This is a genomic window from Bradyrhizobium sp. CIR18 (assembly GCF_014198295.1).
GTDB lineage: Bacteria > Pseudomonadota > Alphaproteobacteria > Rhizobiales > Xanthobacteraceae > Bradyrhizobium.
Genome location: NZ_JACIHF010000001.1, coordinates 1,005,634 through 1,025,978 on the forward strand (window position 1 = coordinate 1,005,634; position 20,345 = coordinate 1,025,978).

Annotated in this window: 25 protein-coding genes; 10 read left to right on the forward strand and 15 right to left on the reverse strand. The window is 65.3% G+C overall.

The features are described from left to right. Positions 1-49: 49 nt before the first annotated feature. Entirely contained in the window at positions 50-736 is a 687-nt protein-coding gene (locus GGD65_RS04890; protein ID WP_179738585.1) for a DJ-1/PfpI family protein, read from the reverse strand. 91 nt (positions 737-827) lie between these two features. On the opposite strand from GGD65_RS04890, the gene GGD65_RS04895 reads away from it, so the two are divergent. Continuing rightward, the gene (locus GGD65_RS04895; protein WP_183234525.1) at positions 828-1,766 is read left to right on the forward strand and encodes a GlxA family transcriptional regulator; all 939 of its coding nucleotides are present in this window, start codon (positions 828-830) and stop codon (positions 1,764-1,766) included. A gap of 17 nt (positions 1,767-1,783) precedes the next feature. On the opposite strand, the gene GGD65_RS04900 is transcribed toward GGD65_RS04895, so the two are convergent. From GGD65_RS04900 to GGD65_RS04930, 7 genes are all read right to left on the reverse strand, one after another. Then, entirely contained in the window at positions 1,784-1,966 is a 183-nt protein-coding gene (locus tag GGD65_RS04900) for a hypothetical protein (RefSeq protein WP_179738581.1), read from the reverse strand. A gap of 13 nt (positions 1,967-1,979) precedes the next feature. Then, positions 1,980-2,309 (reverse strand): four-helix bundle copper-binding protein, encoded by a 330-nt coding sequence (locus tag GGD65_RS04905; protein WP_092260383.1) that lies wholly within the window; start codon positions 2,307-2,309, stop codon positions 1,980-1,982. A 110-nt stretch (positions 2,310-2,419) separates the two neighbouring features. Further along, a complete protein-coding gene (locus tag GGD65_RS04910) occupies positions 2,420-3,394 on the reverse strand; it encodes a cation diffusion facilitator family transporter (protein ID WP_183234526.1) in 975 nt (324 codons plus the stop codon). Then, positions 3,391-4,290 (reverse strand): NAD(P)/FAD-dependent oxidoreductase, encoded by a 900-nt coding sequence (locus GGD65_RS04915; RefSeq protein ID WP_183234527.1) that lies wholly within the window; start codon positions 4,288-4,290, stop codon positions 3,391-3,393. Before GGD65_RS04915 ends, GGD65_RS04910 begins: the two co-directional genes overlap by 4 nt. Continuing rightward, positions 4,287-5,363 (reverse strand): flavodoxin family protein, encoded by a 1,077-nt coding sequence (locus tag GGD65_RS04920; protein ID WP_183234528.1) that lies wholly within the window; start codon positions 5,361-5,363, stop codon positions 4,287-4,289. The genes GGD65_RS04915 and GGD65_RS04920 overlap by 4 nt, the downstream gene beginning before the upstream one ends. Positions 5,364-5,427: 64 nt before the next feature. Further along, complete coding sequence (locus GGD65_RS04925; protein WP_183234529.1) at positions 5,428-5,628, reverse strand: hypothetical protein; 201 nt, start codon at positions 5,626-5,628, stop codon at positions 5,428-5,430. A 2-nt stretch (positions 5,629-5,630) separates the two neighbouring features. Then, positions 5,631-5,837 (reverse strand): hypothetical protein, encoded by a 207-nt coding sequence (locus GGD65_RS04930; protein ID WP_183234530.1) that lies wholly within the window; start codon positions 5,835-5,837, stop codon positions 5,631-5,633. Between the two features lie 303 nt (positions 5,838-6,140). Here GGD65_RS04930 and GGD65_RS04935 point away from each other — a divergent pair, with 303 nt between their 5' ends. Further along, positions 6,141-6,425, forward strand: coding sequence for a hypothetical protein (locus tag GGD65_RS04935; protein WP_183234531.1), 285 nt, complete (start codon positions 6,141-6,143; stop codon positions 6,423-6,425). Positions 6,426-6,605: 180 nt separating this feature from the next. On the opposite strand, the gene GGD65_RS04940 is transcribed toward GGD65_RS04935, so the two are convergent. Further along, positions 6,606-6,806: a hypothetical protein gene (locus GGD65_RS04940; RefSeq protein WP_018320604.1), complete on the reverse strand. Its 201-nt coding sequence runs from the start codon at positions 6,804-6,806 to the stop codon at positions 6,606-6,608. A gap of 209 nt (positions 6,807-7,015) precedes the next feature. On the opposite strand from GGD65_RS04940, the gene GGD65_RS04945 reads away from it, so the two are divergent. Continuing rightward, positions 7,016-7,192 carry a hypothetical protein gene (locus GGD65_RS04945; protein WP_183234532.1) on the forward strand — a complete coding sequence of 59 codons (177 nt, stop codon included), beginning with the start codon at positions 7,016-7,018 and terminating at the stop codon, positions 7,190-7,192. 19 nt (positions 7,193-7,211) lie between these two features. On the opposite strand, the gene GGD65_RS04950 is transcribed toward GGD65_RS04945, so the two are convergent. The 4 genes from GGD65_RS04950 to GGD65_RS04965 all read right to left on the reverse strand — a co-directional run bounded on the left by GGD65_RS04950 (position 7,212) and on the right by GGD65_RS04965 (position 12,783). Next, positions 7,212-7,958, reverse strand: a complete 747-nt coding sequence (locus GGD65_RS04950) for a Crp/Fnr family transcriptional regulator (RefSeq protein WP_183234533.1) — start codon at positions 7,956-7,958, stop codon at positions 7,212-7,214. After that, on the reverse strand, positions 7,958-11,128 hold the full coding sequence (locus GGD65_RS04955) for a CheR family methyltransferase (RefSeq protein WP_183234534.1): 3,171 nt from the start codon (positions 11,126-11,128) through the stop codon (positions 7,958-7,960). Before GGD65_RS04955 ends, GGD65_RS04950 begins: the two co-directional genes overlap by 1 nt. A gap of 371 nt (positions 11,129-11,499) precedes the next feature. Continuing rightward, entirely contained in the window at positions 11,500-11,766 is a 267-nt protein-coding gene (locus GGD65_RS04960) for a hypothetical protein (protein ID WP_183234535.1), read from the reverse strand. 9 nt (positions 11,767-11,775) lie between these two features. Next, complete coding sequence (locus GGD65_RS04965; RefSeq protein WP_183234536.1) at positions 11,776-12,783, reverse strand: chemotaxis protein CheB; 1,008 nt, start codon at positions 12,781-12,783, stop codon at positions 11,776-11,778. 86 nt (positions 12,784-12,869) lie between these two features. Here GGD65_RS04965 and GGD65_RS04970 point away from each other — a divergent pair, with 86 nt between their 5' ends. Then, positions 12,870-13,274 (forward strand): response regulator, encoded by a 405-nt coding sequence (locus GGD65_RS04970; RefSeq protein ID WP_183234537.1) that lies wholly within the window; start codon positions 12,870-12,872, stop codon positions 13,272-13,274. Between the two features lie 47 nt (positions 13,275-13,321). Further along, complete coding sequence (locus tag GGD65_RS04975) at positions 13,322-13,591, forward strand: hypothetical protein (RefSeq protein ID WP_183234538.1); 270 nt, start codon at positions 13,322-13,324, stop codon at positions 13,589-13,591. 262 nt (positions 13,592-13,853) lie between these two features. Here the strand turns inward: GGD65_RS04975 and GGD65_RS04980 are convergent, their stop codons facing one another. Then, the gene (locus tag GGD65_RS04980; protein ID WP_183234539.1) at positions 13,854-14,636 is read right to left on the reverse strand and encodes an SDR family oxidoreductase; all 783 of its coding nucleotides are present in this window, start codon (positions 14,634-14,636) and stop codon (positions 13,854-13,856) included. A 175-nt stretch (positions 14,637-14,811) separates the two neighbouring features. On the opposite strand from GGD65_RS04980, the gene GGD65_RS04985 reads away from it, so the two are divergent. The 5 genes from GGD65_RS04985 (at position 14,812) to GGD65_RS05005 (ending at position 19,668) form a co-directional block, all read left to right on the forward strand. Further along, complete coding sequence (locus tag GGD65_RS04985) at positions 14,812-15,987, forward strand: zinc-dependent alcohol dehydrogenase (RefSeq protein WP_183234540.1); 1,176 nt, start codon at positions 14,812-14,814, stop codon at positions 15,985-15,987. A gap of 11 nt (positions 15,988-15,998) precedes the next feature. Continuing rightward, positions 15,999-16,565, forward strand: coding sequence for a hypothetical protein (locus tag GGD65_RS04990; RefSeq protein WP_018320612.1), 567 nt, complete (start codon positions 15,999-16,001; stop codon positions 16,563-16,565). Continuing rightward, a complete protein-coding gene (locus tag GGD65_RS04995; RefSeq protein WP_183234541.1) occupies positions 16,546-18,150 on the forward strand; it encodes an alpha-amylase family glycosyl hydrolase in 1,605 nt (534 codons plus the stop codon). Before GGD65_RS04990 ends, GGD65_RS04995 begins: the two co-directional genes overlap by 20 nt. 166 nt (positions 18,151-18,316) lie before the next feature. Then, positions 18,317-18,496 (forward strand): hypothetical protein, encoded by a 180-nt coding sequence (locus GGD65_RS05000; RefSeq protein WP_018320614.1) that lies wholly within the window; start codon positions 18,317-18,319, stop codon positions 18,494-18,496. Continuing rightward, a complete protein-coding gene (locus GGD65_RS05005; RefSeq protein WP_183234542.1) occupies positions 18,493-19,668 on the forward strand; it encodes a DUF305 domain-containing protein in 1,176 nt (391 codons plus the stop codon). Before GGD65_RS05000 ends, GGD65_RS05005 begins: the two co-directional genes overlap by 4 nt. A 12-nt stretch (positions 19,669-19,680) precedes the next feature. On the opposite strand, the gene GGD65_RS05010 is transcribed toward GGD65_RS05005, so the two are convergent. Beyond that, positions 19,681-20,289 carry a cysteine hydrolase family protein gene (locus tag GGD65_RS05010; protein ID WP_183234543.1) on the reverse strand — a complete coding sequence of 203 codons (609 nt, stop codon included), beginning with the start codon at positions 20,287-20,289 and terminating at the stop codon, positions 19,681-19,683. Between the last annotated feature and the right edge of the window lie 56 nt (positions 20,290-20,345).

Below are 20,345 nucleotides of genomic sequence, written 5' to 3' on the forward strand. Positions count from 1 at the left end.
GATGATCGATATCCGGTCCCGACGGCGCTCGGCCGGTCGAATCTGCTCGCTATCCCTGCCGCTCGACGGCCTTCCTGACGAACTCCAGCCGCCGCGCCTGCGCCGGCGCAACCCGCTCCTTCATGGCAGCGACGATCGCCGCCGGCGCCGTGTCCGGCGAGCCGGCCGCAAAGGGCGGTGCGGGATTGTACTCCATGCGCAGCTGGATCATCTCCGCCGCGGCGCGGCCTCGCAACATCGACACCAGGGTGAGCGCGAAGTCGATGCCGGCCGTGATGCCGCCGCCCGTCATGCGATTGCGGTCGACGCAGACCCTCTCCAGCGACAGCTCGGCTCCGAACAACGGCAATGCGTCCCTCGCGGTCCAGTGGGTGGCCGCGCGATATCCCTTCAACAGACCGGCGGCGCCGAGCACGAGCGAGCCGGTGCAGACCGACGTCACGTATTGCGCGCCCCTCTCCTGCTGTCGCAGAAAGGCGAGAACGTCCTCGTCCAGCATCAGCTCGTCGGTGCCGTAGCCGCCCGGAACGCAGATCACGTCGAGCTGCGGGCAATCGGCGAAGGTGACGGTCGGCGTCAGCGCGATGACGGAATCGCTCGGCACGGGCTCGATGCGTTTCCAGACCAGATGCACGGTCACGTCAGGCAGGCTGGAGAAGACCTGGGCGGGACCGGTGAGATCGAGCTGGGTGACGCGCGGAAAAACCAGAAGACCGATCTGCAACGGGCCCGACATGTCCAACCTCGACAACGTGCTTGACGCTTGCAGCCTGCCATGTTGGCCTTGTGGTCGAAATGGCTTAATTCCCTCAATTCTGGACACGCCCATGATCGGCTTCCTGATCTTTTCCGAATTCCAGTTGCTGGATGCGGCCGGTCCGATCTCGGTGTTCGAGATCGCCAGGCGTCACACGCCGAATGCGCCGCGCGTGATCACCGTCGCAACGAAGGCGGGCGCGGTGCGCAGCTCGTCGGGAATCGAGATGCTGGCGCGCAATCTGCGGTCGGCAAGCTCGGTCACGACGCTGTTCGTCGCCGGTGGAGAGGGCGTGGAAGCGGCGGCTCGCTGCAAGACGACCATCGCCTTCATCCAGCGACTGGCGAGCCGCGGCGTGCGCATCGCCAGCGTTTGCAACGGCGCCTATCTTCTGGCGCAGGCGGGACTGCTGGACGGGCGCTGCGCGACCACGCACTGGTCCTGCACCCGCGACTTCATCGGGCGCTACCCGAAGGTGCGGCTCGAACCGGACCAGATCTTCATCCGCGACGATCGGGTGTGGACGTCGGCCGGCATCACGGCCGGGATCGATCTCGCGCTCGCCATGATCGCGCAGGACCATGGCGAGGAGGTCTCGCAGGCGACCGCACGGCAGCTGGTGCTCTATCATCGCCGCAGCGGCGGACAATCGCAGTTCTCGAGCTTGCTCGAGCTCAAGACGCCGAACGGCCGCTTCGGCAGCCTGTTGTCATGGGTGCGCGAGAATCTGGATGCGCATCTCACGGTCGAGGCGCTGGCCGAACGCGCCGGGTTGAGCGCACGGCATTTCGTCCGCTCCTTCACCGCTGAGACCGGATCCACGCCGACCAAGGCGGTCGAGCGCCTGCGGGTCGAGGTGGCGCGCGAGCGGGTGCAGTCCTCCGGAGAGGCCATCGAGCGCGTCGCCCAATCCACCGGCTTTCGCGACCCCGAGCGGATGCGCAGGGCCTTCATCCGCGCATTCGGTCAGCCGCCGCAGTCGCTGCGACGCGCGGCACGAAGCGCATGAGAAGCGGCCGATCGACCTCAAGGCCCGCCGGCGACTGATCCCGCGATCACCATGACGAGGGCGCCAAGGTCGATCTTGCCGTTGACGGTCAGCTCCTCCGAGCTCTTCACCTCGCCCTGGACCTTGAGCGATTGCGGCCGGTCGGCGGCCTGCCGCTGCAACTCGCCGATGATGGCGTCCTTGAGCTTCTCTTCCAGCATGGGGCTTCGTCCTTCAGGCTGCCATCGCGCGGCAGGATTGTGCGCAGGAGCGGCACGCCGAGACGCATTCGTCCATGCCGCCGACCCGCTCGCAATCGGCAGCGCATTCGGTGCAGATCTCGGCGCATTCGCCGCAGGTATGCCGATGGTGCGGCGTGTTGATCAGCATGAAATGCGCAGCCGTCCGGCACATTTCGGCGCAGGCCATCATCAGGCGGAAGTGTTTCGGCTCGACGTGCTTGCCGCCGGTCTCGAGGCAATGGTTCATCGCCGTGCCGAGGCAGGTCTGGTAGCAGCTCATGCAGAGCGAGATGCAGCGGGTCATGTCTTCTGATTGAGCCATCCGGTTCTCTCCGTTGCGCATCGGTATCCCCCGCTCCACCAAGGCAAGGCAACGCCCTTCGTTCCTGGTTCCGGCCGATTGTGACGTCCGCGGAACCGTCCGATGCAGCGCTAGCCGAAGCGCCTCTCGCGCAGCGCGCGGTAGCGGACATTGGTCTGCGGCTTGATGAACAGCGCCTTCACGCCCGGATGCCGCTTGCGAGTCTCCGCCTCGATCGCAATGACACATTGCTCGATGTCGTCCGCGCGCTTGTCATCCGCAAACTCGACGCTCAGGGCGGCGACGATCTCAGCCGGCGACAGCTGTACCGTCAGAAGGCCGTTGGCCCTGAGCACGCCGGGCGAGCGCCGTGCGATATCCAGAACGGACCGCGCCAGCTCCGGATCGGCAGGCTCGCCGATCAGCAGGCTCTTGCTCTCGCGCGCGAGGCCGACGGACGTGATCGCCAGCAATATGCCGATCAGGATCGAGCCGATGCCGTCCCAGACCGGTTGCTCCAGCCATACGGCAGCCGCTGTGGCCGCGGCAGCGATGGCGATGCCGACCAGCGCCGCGCTGTCCTCGAGCAGCACCATGAATGCCGGCGGATCCTTGCTGCGAACGAACGCCTGGTAGTATCCGAAGCGCCGGCCATCGGCGCTGAAGTGCCGCAGGGCGACCAGCCAGGAGCCGCCTTCGAACAGAAACGACAGGCCGAGCACCACGAAGCTGACCATGGGATCTTCGATCGGCTCGGGTGCGGCGACGTGCAGAATGCCCTGATACAGCGAGACACCGGCGCCCAGCGCGAAGATGAGCAATGCAACGATGAAGCTCCAGAAATACAGCTCGCGCCCATAGCCGAGCGGATGGCATTCGTCGGGCGGACGGCTCGCGCGCCGGTAGCCGTAGAGCAGCAGGATCTCGTTGGTGGTGTCGACGAGCGAATGCACGGCCTCGCTCGTCATCGCCGAGCTTCCCGTCCACGCAGCGGCGCCGATCTTGGTGACCGCGACGAGGACATTGCCGAGCAGCGCTGCGTAAACAGAGGTCTTCGTCGAAGATCCGGCCGCGACGTCTTCGATGTCTGGTGGCGCGCTCCTCATGCCAGGCGCCGCGGCAGGCTGTGGTGGATCGTGCAGGCGGCAACCGCGGCGTGGCCGAATGCGACCGAGATCTGGTGCAGGTCGGTGACGACGTCGCCGATGCCGTAAAGGCCGTCAACCGAGGTGCGCTGATGGTCGTCGACCTTGAGATAGCCCTCCCCGGTATGATCGGCGCCCAGCGAGACCGCGAGCTGCGAACGCACCTCGGCCCCCATCGCCGGATAGACCGTGTCGAATTGCATCGTCCGGCCATCGGCGAAAACGGCCTCGAGGCCCCCCACCCTCCGCCGCAAGCGCAGGTCGGGCGCGAACACGATGTCGACGCCGGCCTCGACCAGCTCCGATGTCACGCTCTCCTCGTCGTTCTGTCCGGTCGCGAGCAGCGTCACCTCGCGCGAGTAGCCGCGCAGGAACAGTGCCTTGCCGGCGGCCCGGCCAAGCGGGCCGACGACGCCGATGCGGCGGCCGGTCGCCTCGAAAGCGTCGCAGACGGGACAATAGCGCAGCAGCCCGTCCGCGACCGCGGCGCGCCATTGCTCGAATGGCGGATGGCTGTCGACGATGCCGCTGGCGAGGATGACGGTGGTGGCCTCGAGCGCGCCGCCGTTCCAGATCGCCTGAAAGCCGTCGTCGCGCCGCTGCAAGGCGGCAACCTCGGCTTCCACGCGCTCGACAGCGAGCTCGCCTGACTGCGCCGACATGCGTGCGATCAGGTCCGCGCCTGATAGTCCGTGGACGAAGCCGGGAATGTTGTGGCTGCGCGGGATCAGCGCGGCCCGGCTGGCGCCAAGGTCGACGACGCAAACGCTGCGGCGGAAGCGTGCCAGATAGATCGCGGCCATCAGCCCGGCAGGGCCGCCGCCGACGACCAGGCAATCGAACCGCGCGCCGGTCATTTGGGATTCGGATCCGCAAGACCGGCGCCAGGCTCCTGCAGCTGCCCACTCCGCGCTAGGCGGACGGCATTGCCGAGCGCGCGCGCCGCGTTCCGGACCTCCTGCTGGAATTCCCCGTCGTCGTCGAGCTCGCGATGCGAGGTGGCATATGGCTCCATGTAGCCGACATAGCCGTCGAGCTCGGCAAAGCGCCCCGCCGAGATCAGCTGCATGTCGGTCAGCCAGTCCGACAAAGCGCGGCGCACGCCCTCGGCACCGACGGCGTCGCCATGAACGACCACGCCGAAATGACGGCCGGCGAGATGGCGCGGATAGGGCCAGCCCTTCAGCTCCATCGCCTTGGCCTCATCGGCCTTCTTGCCATGCGTCGAGGTGGGATCGGGATTACCGCCGTCGGCGCAGACCATGCGGTCCATCATCGCCTTCAGCCCGGACGGCACGTGGTACCAATTCACCGGCGTCACGATCAGGATGCCGTGGGCCGCGACCCATAGCGGATAGATCTCGTTCATCCAGTCGCCGGTCTGCCCCAGCGAATAGTTCGGATAGCAGCTGCACGGCCAGTGACAGAGCGGCATGGCCGTGCCGACGCAGGATTTGCAGGGATGAATATTCTTGCCGAATTCCGAGGCGAGGCGCGGCAGATCGAGAATGTCGACAGCAAACCCCATCTCGACGAAAACAGGTTCGGCCAACTTGACCAGACGCCAGGTCTTGGACATCTCGCCGGGACAGGTGTGCTCGCTCCGGGCCGAGCCATTAATGATGAGAATGCGCGGCGTCTCCTGCGCATCGTCATGCCGGCGCTGCGCCGCCAGGATCTTCGCGCGCGCGTCGAGCCAGTCGATAGCAATGTCGTAGTCGGGGTCGGAGAAACCCGCGCCCGCCTTCCGCGTCAACGGCGCCTTGCGCGAATGGCTATAGGCGTCCCAGGCGGCACCGACGACGGCATCGAACTCGCGCTGCAGCGGGGCAAAGGCGGGATCGATGAACTGACGCTTGTAGCGCCGTTCGAACTCCTCGCGCGACAGCTTGACGGGCGGCATCCCCTTGCGAATTTCGGCATCCGTCATGCTGGCTCCCGGCGAAGTCGGTATCATCCGACCAACCCGGGGGGCAGCAACCGGTTCCTTGCCGCTACTGGCGCGCCACGTCCTGCGGCGTATCGAATTTCGCGATACGATGGTCCAGTCGCCACAGCTCGATGCGATGGGCCAGCACGAGCGAGGCGGCCTCGCGCTTGGCCTGCTCGTCATTATCGCAGACGAGATTGATGCATCCGAACACATGCCCGTCCGGATCGATCTGGAACGCGCGGTAGTGCTTGAAGCTGCGCATCGTCACTCTCCTCGTCTCGTGCAGACCGGTGCGCTCAGCCAGTCCGTCAGGTTCGAGGTCACTTCGTTCTGCTTGGCGCGCCGCAGCAGCATCTCGCGCTCCCTGCCAGGCGGCAGGCTGTGCGCGCGTTCGCGGGCGTTTTCGGCAAATGCGGCCAATCGCTCCTGGAGCGATCGGGTCTGTTTCCTGCGGTTGCGTTTGGCGGTCATTGTTCTTCACGGTGATTTCGGTTGGACGGAAATCGGCCCCGGCGGGCGATCGGACGCCGGGGTCGAGGTTCTCTTGTCATTCAACTGGCTTGCCGGTTGGGGCGACCCAGACCGGCAACATTTGTAGCTTCCGTCGCAACGGCGGGTTCCGGCATTTCAAAAAGTTAAAGCTGCGCGATTTTGCGCGAGGACGGCTGCACGGCATCGTCCCTCGTGCTCGCGTGCCGTTCGTCACGATAATCGACTGCGCCGGAACCGAAATGCTGATTCGCATGTTCAAGAACGACTTGAAGGAGAAACATCATGGCGAAGACAGCATGGAAACGGCCGGGCTCACCGATCGGCCGCAAGGGACCGCGCAAGGCCAATCCCGCGTACAAGCGCCGTGCGCGCCAACCCTGGACGCCTGCGGATGTGAGCAAGCTGAAGCAGCTCGCGAAGGGAAACACGCCCACTGGCGTGATGAGCATCAAGCTGCAGCGCCCGATCGCGGCCATTCGCAGCAAGGCGCAGCGCGAAGGGATTTCGCTGAGGCCGGCCAACCGCTCGCCCTACAACCGGCGAACCAAAACCGCGAAGCGGCGTTGACGGAAGGCACCGCCGGGTGACAACCGGACACAACGGGGACGATGGACGTGGCGCTCATTTTTCCGGTTTCTGCCCACGACATCAGCGCATCGGTACGCGCCGACATCTAACCCGTTCCCGGCGCGTGCCGCCTGAACTGCTGCACGCTTCGCTCGGTTCACACGTCAGGCCAAGCCGGCGTCAAACCGGCGGCTGCAAGCCCGGCGAGCGCAGCCACTCGCTCATCTGGGACCCGGTCTCCGCCTGGCGCGCCTTGCGCAGCATCTCGTCGCGCGCCGCTCCGGGCGGAAGCGACTTGGCTTCTTCGCGCAGCCGCTCCGCTTCGGCGGTCAGACGCATCTCCAACAGATCCGTTTGCTTCACTCGACGCCGCGTCAACATGGGCGTTCTCCCTGATCACTGGGTCGGAGCGCTCCGTTGCGTTCTTACCGATTGAGGTCATCGCGCATAGCGATGGTTCTAGAACGTTCCAGAACCACAGCGGTTGCAGGCCAGGCGCACCCATGGTCGCGGCATAACCTAGGTTAAATTAGTCGGTGACAAAATTTGCTAATCTGGGAGCATCGAGTGACCGGCTTGGATTGGTGCAAATGGACGACTATCGCCGACTGCAGAAAACCTGCGAGAGCCAAGCCGCTCTTAGCTCCTCCCCCGCAACGCGGACTGCGCTGCTGGAAATGGCGGAGGAGTATCGCAAGCGAGCCGAATGCACGGCGCTTCGGGGGGGCGAGCCGGCCAATCCCGGACGCACCGAAGATCTCGATTAAGCCAGCTGTCCCGGCCTGATCAATCGCGCCGATAGAGCTGCAGGTAGTTCGGCGAGAACAACGCCGCGTCCTTGAGCGCGTCGAGATCGTTGATGGTCAGCGTGCGGTCGCGCAGCACGATCAGACCGGTCGCACGCAGCTCCTGCACCGTCCGGTTAAGATGCACCACCGACAACCCGGTGGCGTCGGCGAGGTCCATCTGCGTGACCGGCATGACGCAGGAATTGCCGTCGAGCATCCCGACGGGACGAAGCCGTTCGAATATCTCGCAGAACAGATGCGCCACGCGCTCCAGGGCGGTGCGGCGACCAAGGTTAATGGCCCATTCGCGCTGGATGGCGTTGTTGACGAGGGTCTCGCACCAGAACGCCTCGGCGAGCGAGCGATCGCTCATCGTCAGACTTTCGAAACGCGCGCGCTTGATCTCGGCGTAGACCACCGGGGTCATTGTCGCGATGGAATGGTCCATCACGGGGAGCAAGAACGCGTGCGCGTCACAGCTCTCGCCCGGAAAGATGAAATTGACGATCTGGCGCCGGCCGTCCTCGAGCGTCTTGTAGCGGCAGAGCCAGCCTGATAGCACCACACGGACGCTGTCGACGGGATCGCCCTCCGAGATCAAGTCCTCACTCGCCCCGGCGCGCTCGAGACCTTCGAGCAACGCATATTCAAGCGACGCACGGGCCTCCGACGACAACGGCCGCATCACGTTCAGCCGGCGAATGACCAGCTCCACCAGGCTGCGATCGGAGGTCGACAAGGACATCAGTCAGCCATCGCCGGTGTGTGGAACGTGCGCTTGCTCAGCGGAATAGCGATCGTGCATTGCAGCCCCGGGGGGGCGAATGCCAGGGAGGTCTGCCCCTTGAACTCGAACGCCAGCGTGCGCTCCAGAAGCTCCGTGCCAAAGCCCTTTCGCGGCGGCGGCTTGACCTGTGGCCCGCTGCGCTCGCGCCATTCGAACACCAGCTCCGCGGGCTCCGTGCTTTCGTCGATGCGCCAGCCGATTTCAATACGCCCGCTCGGCTGGCTCAAGGCGCCGTATTTCAGCGCGTTGGTCGCAAGCTCGTGGATCGCGAGCGCAAATGTTTCCGCGGCTTTGGGCTGGAAACGCACCCTGGGGCCGGAGACCCGCATCTGCTCGCCTTCCCTGGCGTTGTAGGCCATGAGCTCCTCGACCACGAGATATTCGAGGTCGACACCGCCCTCCGGATCGCGTGTCACCAGGGCCTGGGTGCGGGCAAACGCGTTCAGCCGTCCGTCGAGATGGGCGGCGTATTCCTCGACGGTTTTGCTCGATTCCGCCGAGCGGCGGGCGATCGACCGCACCACGCTGAGCGTGTTGCGGACCCGATGCTGGAGCTCGGCCAGCAGCAGGCGCTGCCTCTCCTCGGCCCGGGTGATCGCGGTGACGTCGATGAAGGTGATGACGACCCCGGCGATGAAATTGTCGATGCTGCGGTAAGGCAGGATGCGCACGATATAGCGTGTGCCGCTGTCGGGCGCGCTCAACTCGCGCTCGACGCTCGCGAGTGTGCGCAGCACGCGGCGGACGTCCTCATAGAGCTCTTCGATGGGAACGCGGGCCTTGATGTGAGCAATGGGGCGGCCGGTATCGGTTTCGACCAGATGCAGGATCTGGGTAATCGCCGGGGTGAAGTTCATTACGCGCAGATCGTTGTCGAGGAAGACGGTGGCGATCTGGGTGCTTTCAAGGAAGTTCTTGAGATCGCTGGTGGCTCGCGTCAATTCCTGGACGCGATGGGCCAGCTCGCCGTTGACCGTGGTCAGTTCCTCGTTGACCGACTGCAACTCCTCGCGCGAGGTCTCGAGCTCCTCGTTGGCCGACTGCAGCTCTTCGTTGAGGGACTGATATTCCTCGTTGGAGGATTTCAGCTCTTCGTTGGTGCTCTCCAGCTCCTCGATGGTTGCCTGGAGGCGCTCGCGCGTGGCGCGCAACTCGCTTTCGAGGCGCTCGACGTGCTCGGTGCGCACCAAGGCGCCGGGATTGCCCTGGTCGGCCTTGATAGTGCGGACCGGACCGTCCTTGAACAGCACCACGAAGTTGCGATGGCCGCCGGCGCCGTCCTGGATCGGCTCGACGGTGATGTCGACGAGGACTCGGTGGCCGTTGACCCCGAGTTGCACCTGCTCGGCGTGAGCCGGCTCGCTGGCTTCCGCCGCACGGCTGAGCGCGGAGCGCAATTCAAGCCGGAGATCGCGGTGCACGAGCTGAAGCAGGTCGAGCGTGGCCGCGCCTGCCGTCGGCTCGATGTAGCGGCCGGTACGGCCGGAGAAGTGCAGGATCTGGAAATTGTCGTCGGTGATGACATAGGCCGGCGCATAGCGCTCCGCGATGCGCTGGGCGCGGCGTTCCAGGCCGACATCGGGGCCGAATGAGCGCACAGGCTGCAATTCGACCGGCACCCTCCCCGCCGACGTCGTGATCGGAAATTCCGGCGGCAGCCGCGTTCCGGTCTCCAGCTTCCTGAAGATGCGGGCGCGGCGATCGATGGGAACGAACAACTTGGGATGCCGCGTCACATTCTCGGAATTGCCGAGGAAGAGATAGCGCTCGGGCAGCAGCGCGAAGTGGAACAGCGGGATCACCCGGTTCTGCAGTTCGGCATTAAGATAGATCAGCAGATTGCGGCAGGAGACCAGGTCGAGCTTGGAGAACGGCGCGTCCTTGATGACGTTGTGCTGCGAGAAGATGCACATTTCGCGCAGCTCCTTGACCACGCAGTAAGTATCGCCCTCGCGCACGAACCAGCGCGCCAGACGCTCGCTGGTCATGTCGGCCTCGATATTGGTGCGATAGCGGCCGACGCGAGCGGCCGCCAGCGCACGTCCGTCGATGTCGGTGGCGAAGATCTGCACTTGCGGCGCGGAATCCATTCGCGCCATGTGCTCGCGGAGGAGGATGCCGATCGAATAGGCCTCTTCCCCGGTGGCGCAGCCGAGCACCCAGACCCGCACCTGCTGGCCCGCGCTCTTGCCGTCGAATATCTTCGGGACGATCTGGCTTTCCAGCACCTCGAATTCGCGCTTGTCGCGGAAGAATTCGGTGACGCCGATCAGGAGGTCGTTGAAGAGGTTCTGCGCCTCGTCCTTGTCGTTGCGCAGAAAATCGACATAGGCGGCAATCTCGTCGATCTGGACCACCTGCATGCGCCGCTGCACGCGGCGCAGGAATGTATTCTGCTTGTAGCCGTGGAAATCGTTACCGGTCTTGGTGCGCAGGATGTCGGCGATGCGTGACAGCGAGGTCGCGGCCGCGGCCAGAACCTCGTCGAAGCCTTGCTTCTCCTCCAGGCGCCTGAGATGGCGGGCGTAGACCTGGATGTGCTCTGGGATCTCCTCCGGCGGCAGCACGTAGTCGGCGATGGACGCGGGCGTGTTGCCGTCGATCAGATGCTCGGCTTCTTTCTGGCTCGCGACCCTTTCGGCGATGGCCAGACCACCATGATCCTTCAGCGTTGCGGTGCCGAGCGTGCCGTCGCCGCCGGTGCCGGCGAGCAGAACGCCGATGGATTGTTCGGCGCGTTCCTCCGCGAGCGACACCAGGAAGCTGTCGATCGTGGCGCGCTCGCCCGGGGCCTGCTCAGCCTTGCGGATTGCGAACCGGTCGCCCTGAATGGTGGTGATCATCGCCGGCGGGCAGAGATAAATGGTGCCGCCCTCGACCGCATGGCCGTCGACAATCTCGGCGATCTTGCCGCCGTTGGAATTTCGCACGGCCTCGTGCAGCCGCGGCCCGTCGAAGGCCTCGTGATGCTGAAGCGCCAGCACGATGGCCTGATCCGCCCCGACGGTCAGCTTGGCGAAGAAGCGCTCAATGCTGTCCAGTGCACCAGGGGAAGCGCCGACGCCGATAATCAGCGGGGCTTTGATCTGGCGCTCTCCATCGACCGGCTGGCCGCCGACTTCATTCATGGCTCTGGTAGCTCTCTTTCGCTTGCCGGGACCAAAGGGCGCCCGGCCCATGCAAATAGCAGAAATCGATATTACCCCAACAGATCAAAGGCCAAAATGTCCCGATGCTTTTCCGATTCCCGGCCCCAGCGTTGCCAGCCCGGGCCGGAAAGCCCATACTCCGTCGGTAGCGCAGGACCGCGCGATACCGATCTCCCAGGAACTCTCGCCGGAACTCGCGGTCCTGATCAGGCGCGCCGAGGACGCTGTTGCGACGGCCCGCCGGCTCCTCGACGAGAACGGCCGCTATCGCCGCCGCGCAGAGCGGCAGCTCGATTGTTTGTTCGAGCTCGGCGCAGAGTTCAGAAGGCCGGCTTCCAGCCGCCTTCCGGCTACCCCGTCTCGACCTGCTGCCGGAGATAATTGACGCGTTGCACGATCAGCACGCGGTGGCGCTCCCATTCGATCAGGGTCTGCTTGAGCAGGCCGACGAGCCGCTCCGCCTGGCGTGTATCGTGACCGTCGGCCATCAGCTCCCGCACGCGATCTTCCTGATCGCGGATGCGCTGCCAGCCCTCCTCGATGTCCTTATCGGCCTTTACCAGAAGGCGCTGCTCGGCATCGAGCTGCGCAGTGCGTTCGGTCAGGGGGATGGTCATGGTGAGACTTCATGTCTCCCGTTTGCCTACAGCAGGCTCGAGCGACTGTAGCACGACGCGGCGAATCATGTCGGCATATTCGCGGTACTCGGCCGCGCGCGCCTCGTACATCTCGGCGACCGCAAGCCGGCCGCTGCGGCGGCCATCGGAGGCCATACGGTGCACCAGTTCCGCGCGCTCCTCGATGATGCGTAGTGCGACACGCAGGGCCTCGTCCACCCGCCCCTCCTGCTCCCTCGCGAGCGCATCGGCCGTATAGGCGTGGCCGACCTGGCAGCGGAAACGCAGCGGACGCGCTTCCTTGATCTCAGACATGACGCCGCCGCAGGCCGGGCAAGTCAGGGCAACGGGGTCGGCCATCGCAGAGAGATTATCGCTGCCGATCCGGTCGCCGGCTGCGATCTCGACCTCAAGCCTGATCTCGGGCGGAATCGGCAAAACCGCTCCGGCCTTCTCCCTGACGAGATCGGACAGGACGTCGCCCATACCGGCGCCGGGCACGCAGAGATCGATGGTGGTTGCCTCCATCGCGCGCCTGGGCATTTCGTCGGAAATGGCGTCCGCGGGGTCCTGGACCACCGCCATTCCGCCGCAGCGTTTGATGGCGTTGAGGCCCGCCGCCCCGTCGGACAACAGGCCGCTGAGGAGCACGCCGATCACGCGAGGCCCGTGATGGAGAGCCGCCGAGCGGAACAGGGCGTCGATCGCGGGGCGGACCATGTTCTCGCGCGGTCCGCGCCCGAGGAAGATGCGATCCTCCGCCAACAGCAGATGATGGTCCGGCGCCCCCAGATAGACGTGGCCGGGCTCGATTTTCATGCCGTTCTCGGCCTGACGCACCGGAAGCGGCCCGGCACTGCTGGCGACCGTCGAGAGTATGCCGATGCCCTGCGCCGGAATGTGCAGAACGACGAAGACGGCAGCCGGCAAATCCGCGGGAAGATGACCCAGGATCTGCTTCAGTGGCGCGGTCGCTCCGGCCGAGCCCCCGATGACGATGATATCGCGGTTGCTCATGGAACCCGCCTTCGGTTGTATCGTTTGCACCAAGGCGCCCTCCGGCCTTATGTTCCAAATATCGAGGAGGGAACGCCGGAGGGATCATGTCCGTGTCGCCCATACCGTCACGTCAACGCGCGCCGCTGATGGGTCGCCGTATCCTCGTGGTTGAGGACGAATATTTTCTCGCCGACGACATCGGCAACGCGCTGCGCACGCTGGGCGCGGAAATCGCGGGTCCGGTCGGCCACATCGAGGATGCGGTCGAGATGCTGCACGATGGCGGCGTTCTCGATGCCGCGGTGCTCGACGTGAACATCCGCGCCGCGCCGATCTTTCCGATCGCCCGGGAGCTCAGGGCGCGCCATGTTCCCTTCGTGTTCACGACGGGCTATGACAGGATCAGCATCGGGGCGGAATTCCAGGACGTGCCGCTCTGGGAGAAGCCGATCGACATCACGGCCATGGCGGACAACCTTGCAAGCCTCGTCGGTGGTCAACCGGGATGATGCGATGCAGCATCACCACCGCCTCTCGCAAACGAGAGTGACGTTCGATGATCTACGCACCCGATACCAACATCGACAAGCAACTGCTCAGCCATTCGCACGAGCTGGTTCGCGAGGCCATGGCGCTGCTGCGCAGCAGTGACCATCTCGTGAGTGCGCTGCGACTACGCGACGAGCTCGAGCAGGAACGCCGCACCCGCCGCACCCCGCCGGCGGGCGCGACCGCTGATTTACAGGTTCGCAGACGATCAGAACAGATGCGCGAAGGCGAGCCAGGCGGTCACCGCCAGGCACAAGACAACGGCGGCGTAAGGTAGCGCGACGCGCAAGACGGCAAGCCTTTCCGCGTCAGCTCATCATCATCCAGGCAAATGCCGCCAACATTACGAGAAAACCCGTGATTGCGGTCGCGACAAAAGCCTGTTCGATGCGATCCATCGCTATCTCAGCCCCGTTCCAGCCCACACAATCTGACCGCTTCGGGGCCGCCGCGCATTAGGCTATGTGAATCGGCTTTCCTCCTTTTGTCGGCCCGCTTGTTCAGCCGCGCAGCGCCGCGGAAATTGCGGCGACATCGCCCTACGACTTCGCCGTGCCCGGCTCGGCCATCTTGCGATGCTGCCGGGCCAGCATCTCGTTCGGCGTGACGTTGGCGACCGTGCTCTGGATCTTGTTCTTCAGGCCGGTGACGACATCGGACTCGCCGCGCAACATCGCATCGAAGCCGGCCTTGGCGACGTCGTAGGCGCCGTCCTTCTGCTCGGTGCCGACCTTGGTGTCCATCATGTCGGCACGGCGGAAAAACTCGGTCTCGGTGGCGCCCGGCATCAGGCAGGTGACGGTGACGCCGCTGTCACGCAATTCCTCGCGCAGCGCGAACGAGAATGAGTCCAGGAACGCCTTGCTGGCGTTATAGGCCGCCTGGAAACTGCCGGGCGTGAAGCCGGCGATCGAGCCCGTGATCAGGATGCGTCCGGACTTGCGCCGCAGCATCTCGTTACCGAAGCGATGGATCAGATAGAGCGTGCCGGTGATGTTGGTGTCGACGAGATGCTTGATCCTGGCGAAGTCCTGATCGAGGAACGCCCTACCGAGGCCGATTCCGGCATTGGCCAAGAGCGCATCGATCGGCCGGTCGCCGACCGCGGCGCAGAGCTTGTCGACGCCCTCGGTGGTGGCGAGATCGGCTTCAACGGCCTCCACGCTGACGCCGAGCCTGCGCAGATCGACCGCCACCCGCTCGATCATCGGCTCGTCAGCCGCGATGACGAGGTTGAATCCCGCCTGGGCGCAGCACCTTGCGAGTTCCAGGCCGATACCGGTGGAAGCGCCGGTGACGATTGCGAGTTGATTGGCAGGCATGAGCGTGTCCTCGCTTGAGGTTGATCACGCCCAATCACTGCCCTGCGCCCTCGTTCCTATCCGCGTCGCGATTTGCGCCAGCCGGTGCAGTGCGAAGAATTTGCGCGCGGCGTTAGCAACCATCGTTCACCCCTCGACTTAGATGGCCAACTGGTTCAGTCGGGAGGACGGAAGGATGAAGGCGCTGGTTTGGCACGGCAAGGAGGACATCCGCTGCGACACCGTCACCGACCCGGAGATCCAGGACCCGCGCGATGCCATCATCAAGGTCACGAGCTGCGCGATCTGCGGCTCCGACCTGCACCTCTTCCACAATTTCATTCCCGGCATGCTGCCCGGTGACATCATGGGCCACGAGACCATGGGCGAAGTGGTCGAGGTCGGCTCCGGCGTCGACGGCAAGCTGAAGAAGGGCGACCGCATCGTCGTGCCCTTCACGATCATCTGCGGCGAATGCGACCAGTGCAAGCGCGGCAATTTTTCCGTATGCGAGACCACCAACCGCAAGCGCCATCTGGCCGACAAGGTGTTCGGACACACGACGGCCGGCCTGTTCGGCTACACCCATCTGACCGGCGGCTATCCCGGCGGCCAGGCCGAATATCTCCGCGTGCCCTATGCCGATGCCACCCACATCAAGGTGCCGCCAGGCATTCCAGACGAGCAGCTGCTGTTCCTCAGCGACATCTTCCCGACCGGCTGGCAGGCCGCCGTGCAATGCGACATCGAGCCGACCGATACCGTCGCGATCTGGGGCTGCGGTCCCGTGGGGCAGATGGCGATCCGCAGCGCCATCCTGCTCGGCGCCAATCAAGTCATCGCGATCGACTGCCTGCCCGAACGGCTCAGCATGGCGGAGGCCGGCGGCGCCACCACCATCAACTTCGAGACCGAGAGCGTGGTGGAGCGGCTGAACGAGCTCACCGACGGCAGGGGACCGGAAAAGTGCATCGACTGCGTCGGCATGGAATCGCATGTGATGGCCTCCCTGCCCGACACGCTGCTCGACCGCGCCAAGCAGATGGTGATGGCGGAAAGCGACCGGCCCCACGTGCTGCGCGAGATGATCTATGTCTGCCGACCCGGCGGCATCATCTCGGTGCCGGGCGTGTACAGCGGCCTGTCCGACATGCTGCCGATGGGCGCGTTCATGAACAAGGGCCTGACGATGCGGACCGGCCAGACCCACGTCAACCGCTGGACCGACGACCTGCTCCGCCGCATCGAGGAGGGCGAGATCGATCCCTCCTTCGTCATCACCCACACCGTCCCGCTCGAACAAGGACCGGAGATGTACCAGGTGTTTCGCGACAAGCGCGATTCCTGCGTCAAGGTCGTGCTGAGGCCCTGAAGGAGCAAGCCATGTTTCATTTCTCCAACATCGTCCGCACCAAGGGCGATCCGAAAATCGTCGAGGGCGGGCCGAGCCTGAAGCGGCCTGAAGATCAGCTCGCCCGCGCGCTCGGCTGGTTCAGCATCGGCCTTGGCGTCGTCGAATTCTTCGCGCCGAGACGCGTCACGGAAACGCTGGGCATGGAAGGCCATGAGACCATGGTCCGCGCCTTCGGCGTGCGCGAGATCCTGGCCGGGATCATGTCGCTGTCGGTCGACAAGAACGCCGGCCTGTGGGCCCGCGTCGGCGGCGACGGTCTCGATGCCGCCGCGCTGCTGTCGGGGCTGACAGCCGACAATCCCAAGAAGGGCAACATCGCGCTGGCGCTCTTGATGGTCGGCGGCATCGCCATGCTCGACTACCGCGCCGCGCAGGACACCAGGCCGAGGCGGCCGCCGCGCGAGGCACGGCGCAAGCTGTATCCGAACCGCAGCGGCTTCCCCAAGGGCATCGAGAGCGTCAGAACGGCGGCCAGGCAGATCGCAGCGCCCGCCGATAATGAGGTGAAGCAAGGCGATGAGCGTCGAGTCCCGTGATAAAGCTGCGTGGTGGGAATCCGCCGTCATCTACGAGATCGCACCGATCTCCTTCCAGGACTCCAACGGCGACGGCAAGGGCGATCTCGCCGGCTTGCTGTCGCGCATCGACTACCTGAAATGGCTCGGCGTCGACGCAGTCTGGCTGACGCCGATCTACAAAAGCCCGTTCCGCGACCTCGGCTACGACATCTCCGACTATTGCGCGATCGATCCTGCCTTCGGCAGCCTCGAGGATTTCGACCGGCTGCGCGAAGCTCTGCACGCCCAAGGCATCCGACTCATCCTCGACCTCGTTCCCAATCACACCGCCGATGATCACGAATGGTTCGTCGAGAGCTCCAGCTCGCCCGCCAGCGCCAAGGCCGACTGGTACATCTGGGCCGATGCGGCCGAGAACGGCGGGCCGCCCAACAACTGGCGTAGCCGCTTCGGCGGCAGCGGCTGGGAATGGTGCGAGGCGCGGCGGCAATACTATTATCATTCCTTCCTGGTGGAGCAGCCCGACCTCAACTGGCGCAATCCGCAGGTGCGCGGCGCGATCGCGGGCGTGATGCGTTTCTGGCTCGACCGCGGCGTCGACGGCTTTCGCGTCGATGCCAGCGCGGTCCTGATCAAGGACGAATTGCTGCGCGACAACCCGCCCAATCCGGCGGCCGGGAGCAAGCCGCCGCCGCAGCGCCAGACGCCCGTCTTCACCGACGACCGGCCGGAGACGATGGATTGCATCGAATTCATCCGCGAGGTGATCGACGGCTATCGGGGGCGCATGCTCTGCGGCGAAGTCCAGGGCAAGACCGATCGCGTCGGCCACTTCTACGGCAACGACAAGCCGCGCCTGCATCTTCCGCTCAATTTCGCGCTGCTGGATACGCCGTGGAGCGCGCTGTCGCTGCAAGCGGCGATCGACGCCTATTTCAACGCCCTGCCCGCGCATGCCTGGCCGGTCTGGGTGATCGGCGGCCACGACAAGCAGCGGGTCGCCAGCAGGATCGGCGAAGCGCAAATGCGCGTGCTGGCGATGCTGCTGATGACGCTGCGGGGAACGCCGTTCCTCTTCATGGGCGACGAGATCGGCCGCAAGCGCGTGCCCATTCCACCCGACCGCGTCCATGATCCTTTCGAGAGGCTGGTGCCGGGATATGGCCTCTGCCGCGATCCCGAGCGCGCACCGATGCGATGGGACGACAGCCCCGACGGCGGCTTCACCACGGGCCGTCCGTGGCTGCCGCTGGAGCCTTCCGACGGCGCGGCCAATGTTGCCGGGCAGCGGCGCGACGAGCATTCGATCCTGGCGCTGTTTCGCGCGCTGATCACGCTGCGGCGCGAGCATGCGGGCCTGCATCACGGCGGACACGAGCCGCTGCGCGCGCAGAACGACGTTCTCGCCTACAAGCGGACCGACGGCCGCAACGAATTTCTAGTCGCGCTCAACATCGCCGCCGAGCCGCGCAAATGGCACTGGCTGGGCCGCGGCCGCCTGCTGATGTCGACGCATCTGGACCGGCCGCCGGAGCCGCTGCCGGATGCCGCCATCCTGCTCCGGGGCAATGAAGGCGTGATCATCGCGCTCGATCCGCGCTGAAGGCCGCGAGGAACCATCCGCGCGTCAGAGAGTCTGATCAACGCCTCCGACGTCCCCCCCTGCCGGAGGCAGACAGCACGAAACCGCAACCCCGGCGCTCACCGCCCCTTCAGGCGCCGGGGTTAGCGGCGTGGGTCTGGGAGGCAGGTCACCTTGGGAGACAGCCATGGGCAAGACAAAGGGACTTCAGCAACGCATCGTCGGCAAGACCAGGCAAGCCGTCGGCGAGATCATCGGCGACCAGGATCTGCACGATGACGGCAAGGCCGAGGCCGAGCGCGGCCGCGACGAACGGGACAAGCCGAGTGAGCTCAACCCGCTGAAGAAGCTCAAGCAGCTGACGTGAACGCAGAGCCGCGACCAGCACTCGCCAATGCAGCGCGGCGCACTGACAAAGGCTCGTCGCGGGTCACGGGGAGACGACGACGTTCGCGCTGGATTGCCGCCGCCGAGCTCGGCCTGATCAGCAGCACCTTCTCGACCATCGTCAGCCAACTGTTCGCCGCGCGGATCGGCCGCGATGCCGCGGTCGACTGGATGACGGTCGCCGCCATTCCCGCGCGCGACTGGGCGATCAGCGCGGAGCCGTCATGGAGTGCGGTCCTGACCGGGATCGCCTTTCATCAATGGGCGGATTTTTCCTGGGCGCTGGTGTTCTTCGGTGTGCTCGGACGCTGGACCGCCGATTTGCGGCCGGCGACCATCCTGCTGCTCGCGCTGCCCTGGGCCGCATTCTCGTCGGCCACGGAATGGTTCGTGCTGGTGCCGCTGTTTCCGTTCTGGCAGCCGCTGTTCACGCTGCAGCAGCCCTATTGGATCGGCCTGCTCGTTCATGGCACCTCGGCCCTGATGTATCCCCTGTTCGCCCGGTTGCGCTGGAAACGCGGCGCTGCAGCGGAGCGCGATATCCGTTTCACCAATGCCTGGATCACCGGTGCGCTGGCTGTGATGGCCCTGCTCGGCGTGATCGCGCTATTCGGCAGCCACGGCTACGAGCCGCCGTGGATAGGCCGCGACAGGGATGCGGACCAGACCTATATCCGTCACATGACGGCGCATCATGCCCAGGGCATCGAGCTGGCCCGGATCGCCGTGGAGCGCGCCCAGGACCCGCATCTGCGCAAGCTCGCGATGCTGATGGTCGCGAGCCAGGCCGGCGAGAGCCGGATCTTCGAGAACTGGTGGCTGAGCTGGTTCGACACGGAGATGCCCGACTGCAGCACCGAAGAGCGTGCCGCCATGCCGGGCTTCCTGACTCAGGCCGAGATGCGACAGGTCAAGGCCGCGCCGGCGGACCGGTTCGACGCGGTGTTCGTCGAGACCATGAGCAGGCATCACATGGGCGCGGTCAGGATGGCCGACCGGATGTGGCGGAGTAGCGGAGACCCGCGCCTCCGCATCATGGCGCATGCCATTCGCCACGCCCAGCAGGGCGAGATCGCGCTGATGCACGATGCGAGCGGCATTTCGGCGGTCGCCACGGCCGTCCGCAACATGCTCGCCGACAACGTCAATTGAGCGGATCGCCCCCTACTCCCGCCAGAACTCGGCCAGTTCTTCCGTCGTCACCAGGTCAACCTGGCCGTGAAAGCGGGTGCGATACATCGTCATGAGCGCGTCATGCCCGACGTCGGACGAGCTGCACAAGGCGTCCTCGACGATGACGACCCTGAAGCCGAGATCGACCGCGCTCAGGACCGTCGAGAGCACGCAGACATCCGTCTCAGCGCCCGAGATCACGACCGTGCCGACATTCTTGTCGATCAGCCGGCCCGCGAGGGCGGGATTGCTGAACGCCGAATAGGCCGGCTTGTCGATCATGGCAGCCGGCGGAACAAACTTGCTCAGCGCGGGCACCAGCTCGAGCGCGGATGGCGGCAGATGCTTGCGCGTTGCCTGGCTCCAGCGATGAAAATAGCTCTGCCACTGGCCGGGACGATCTTCCGGATCCTGCGGCGTGATGAAGCGCGTGAAGACGGTTCTGGCCTGGTGGCGCGCGACGATCGAGACGATCGCCGGCAGGACCCGCTCCATCCACGGCGTCGCCCACAGACCTCCGGGGGCGAAAATGTTCTGCATGTCGATGCAGAGATGAACGGCCTCCCTGACCTCGGCCACTTCCGACGTGCTGTCCCTCATCGTCCTCCACCATCAAGCGCATTCGGCGATCCATTGCGAATGCGAAGGCGAAGGCT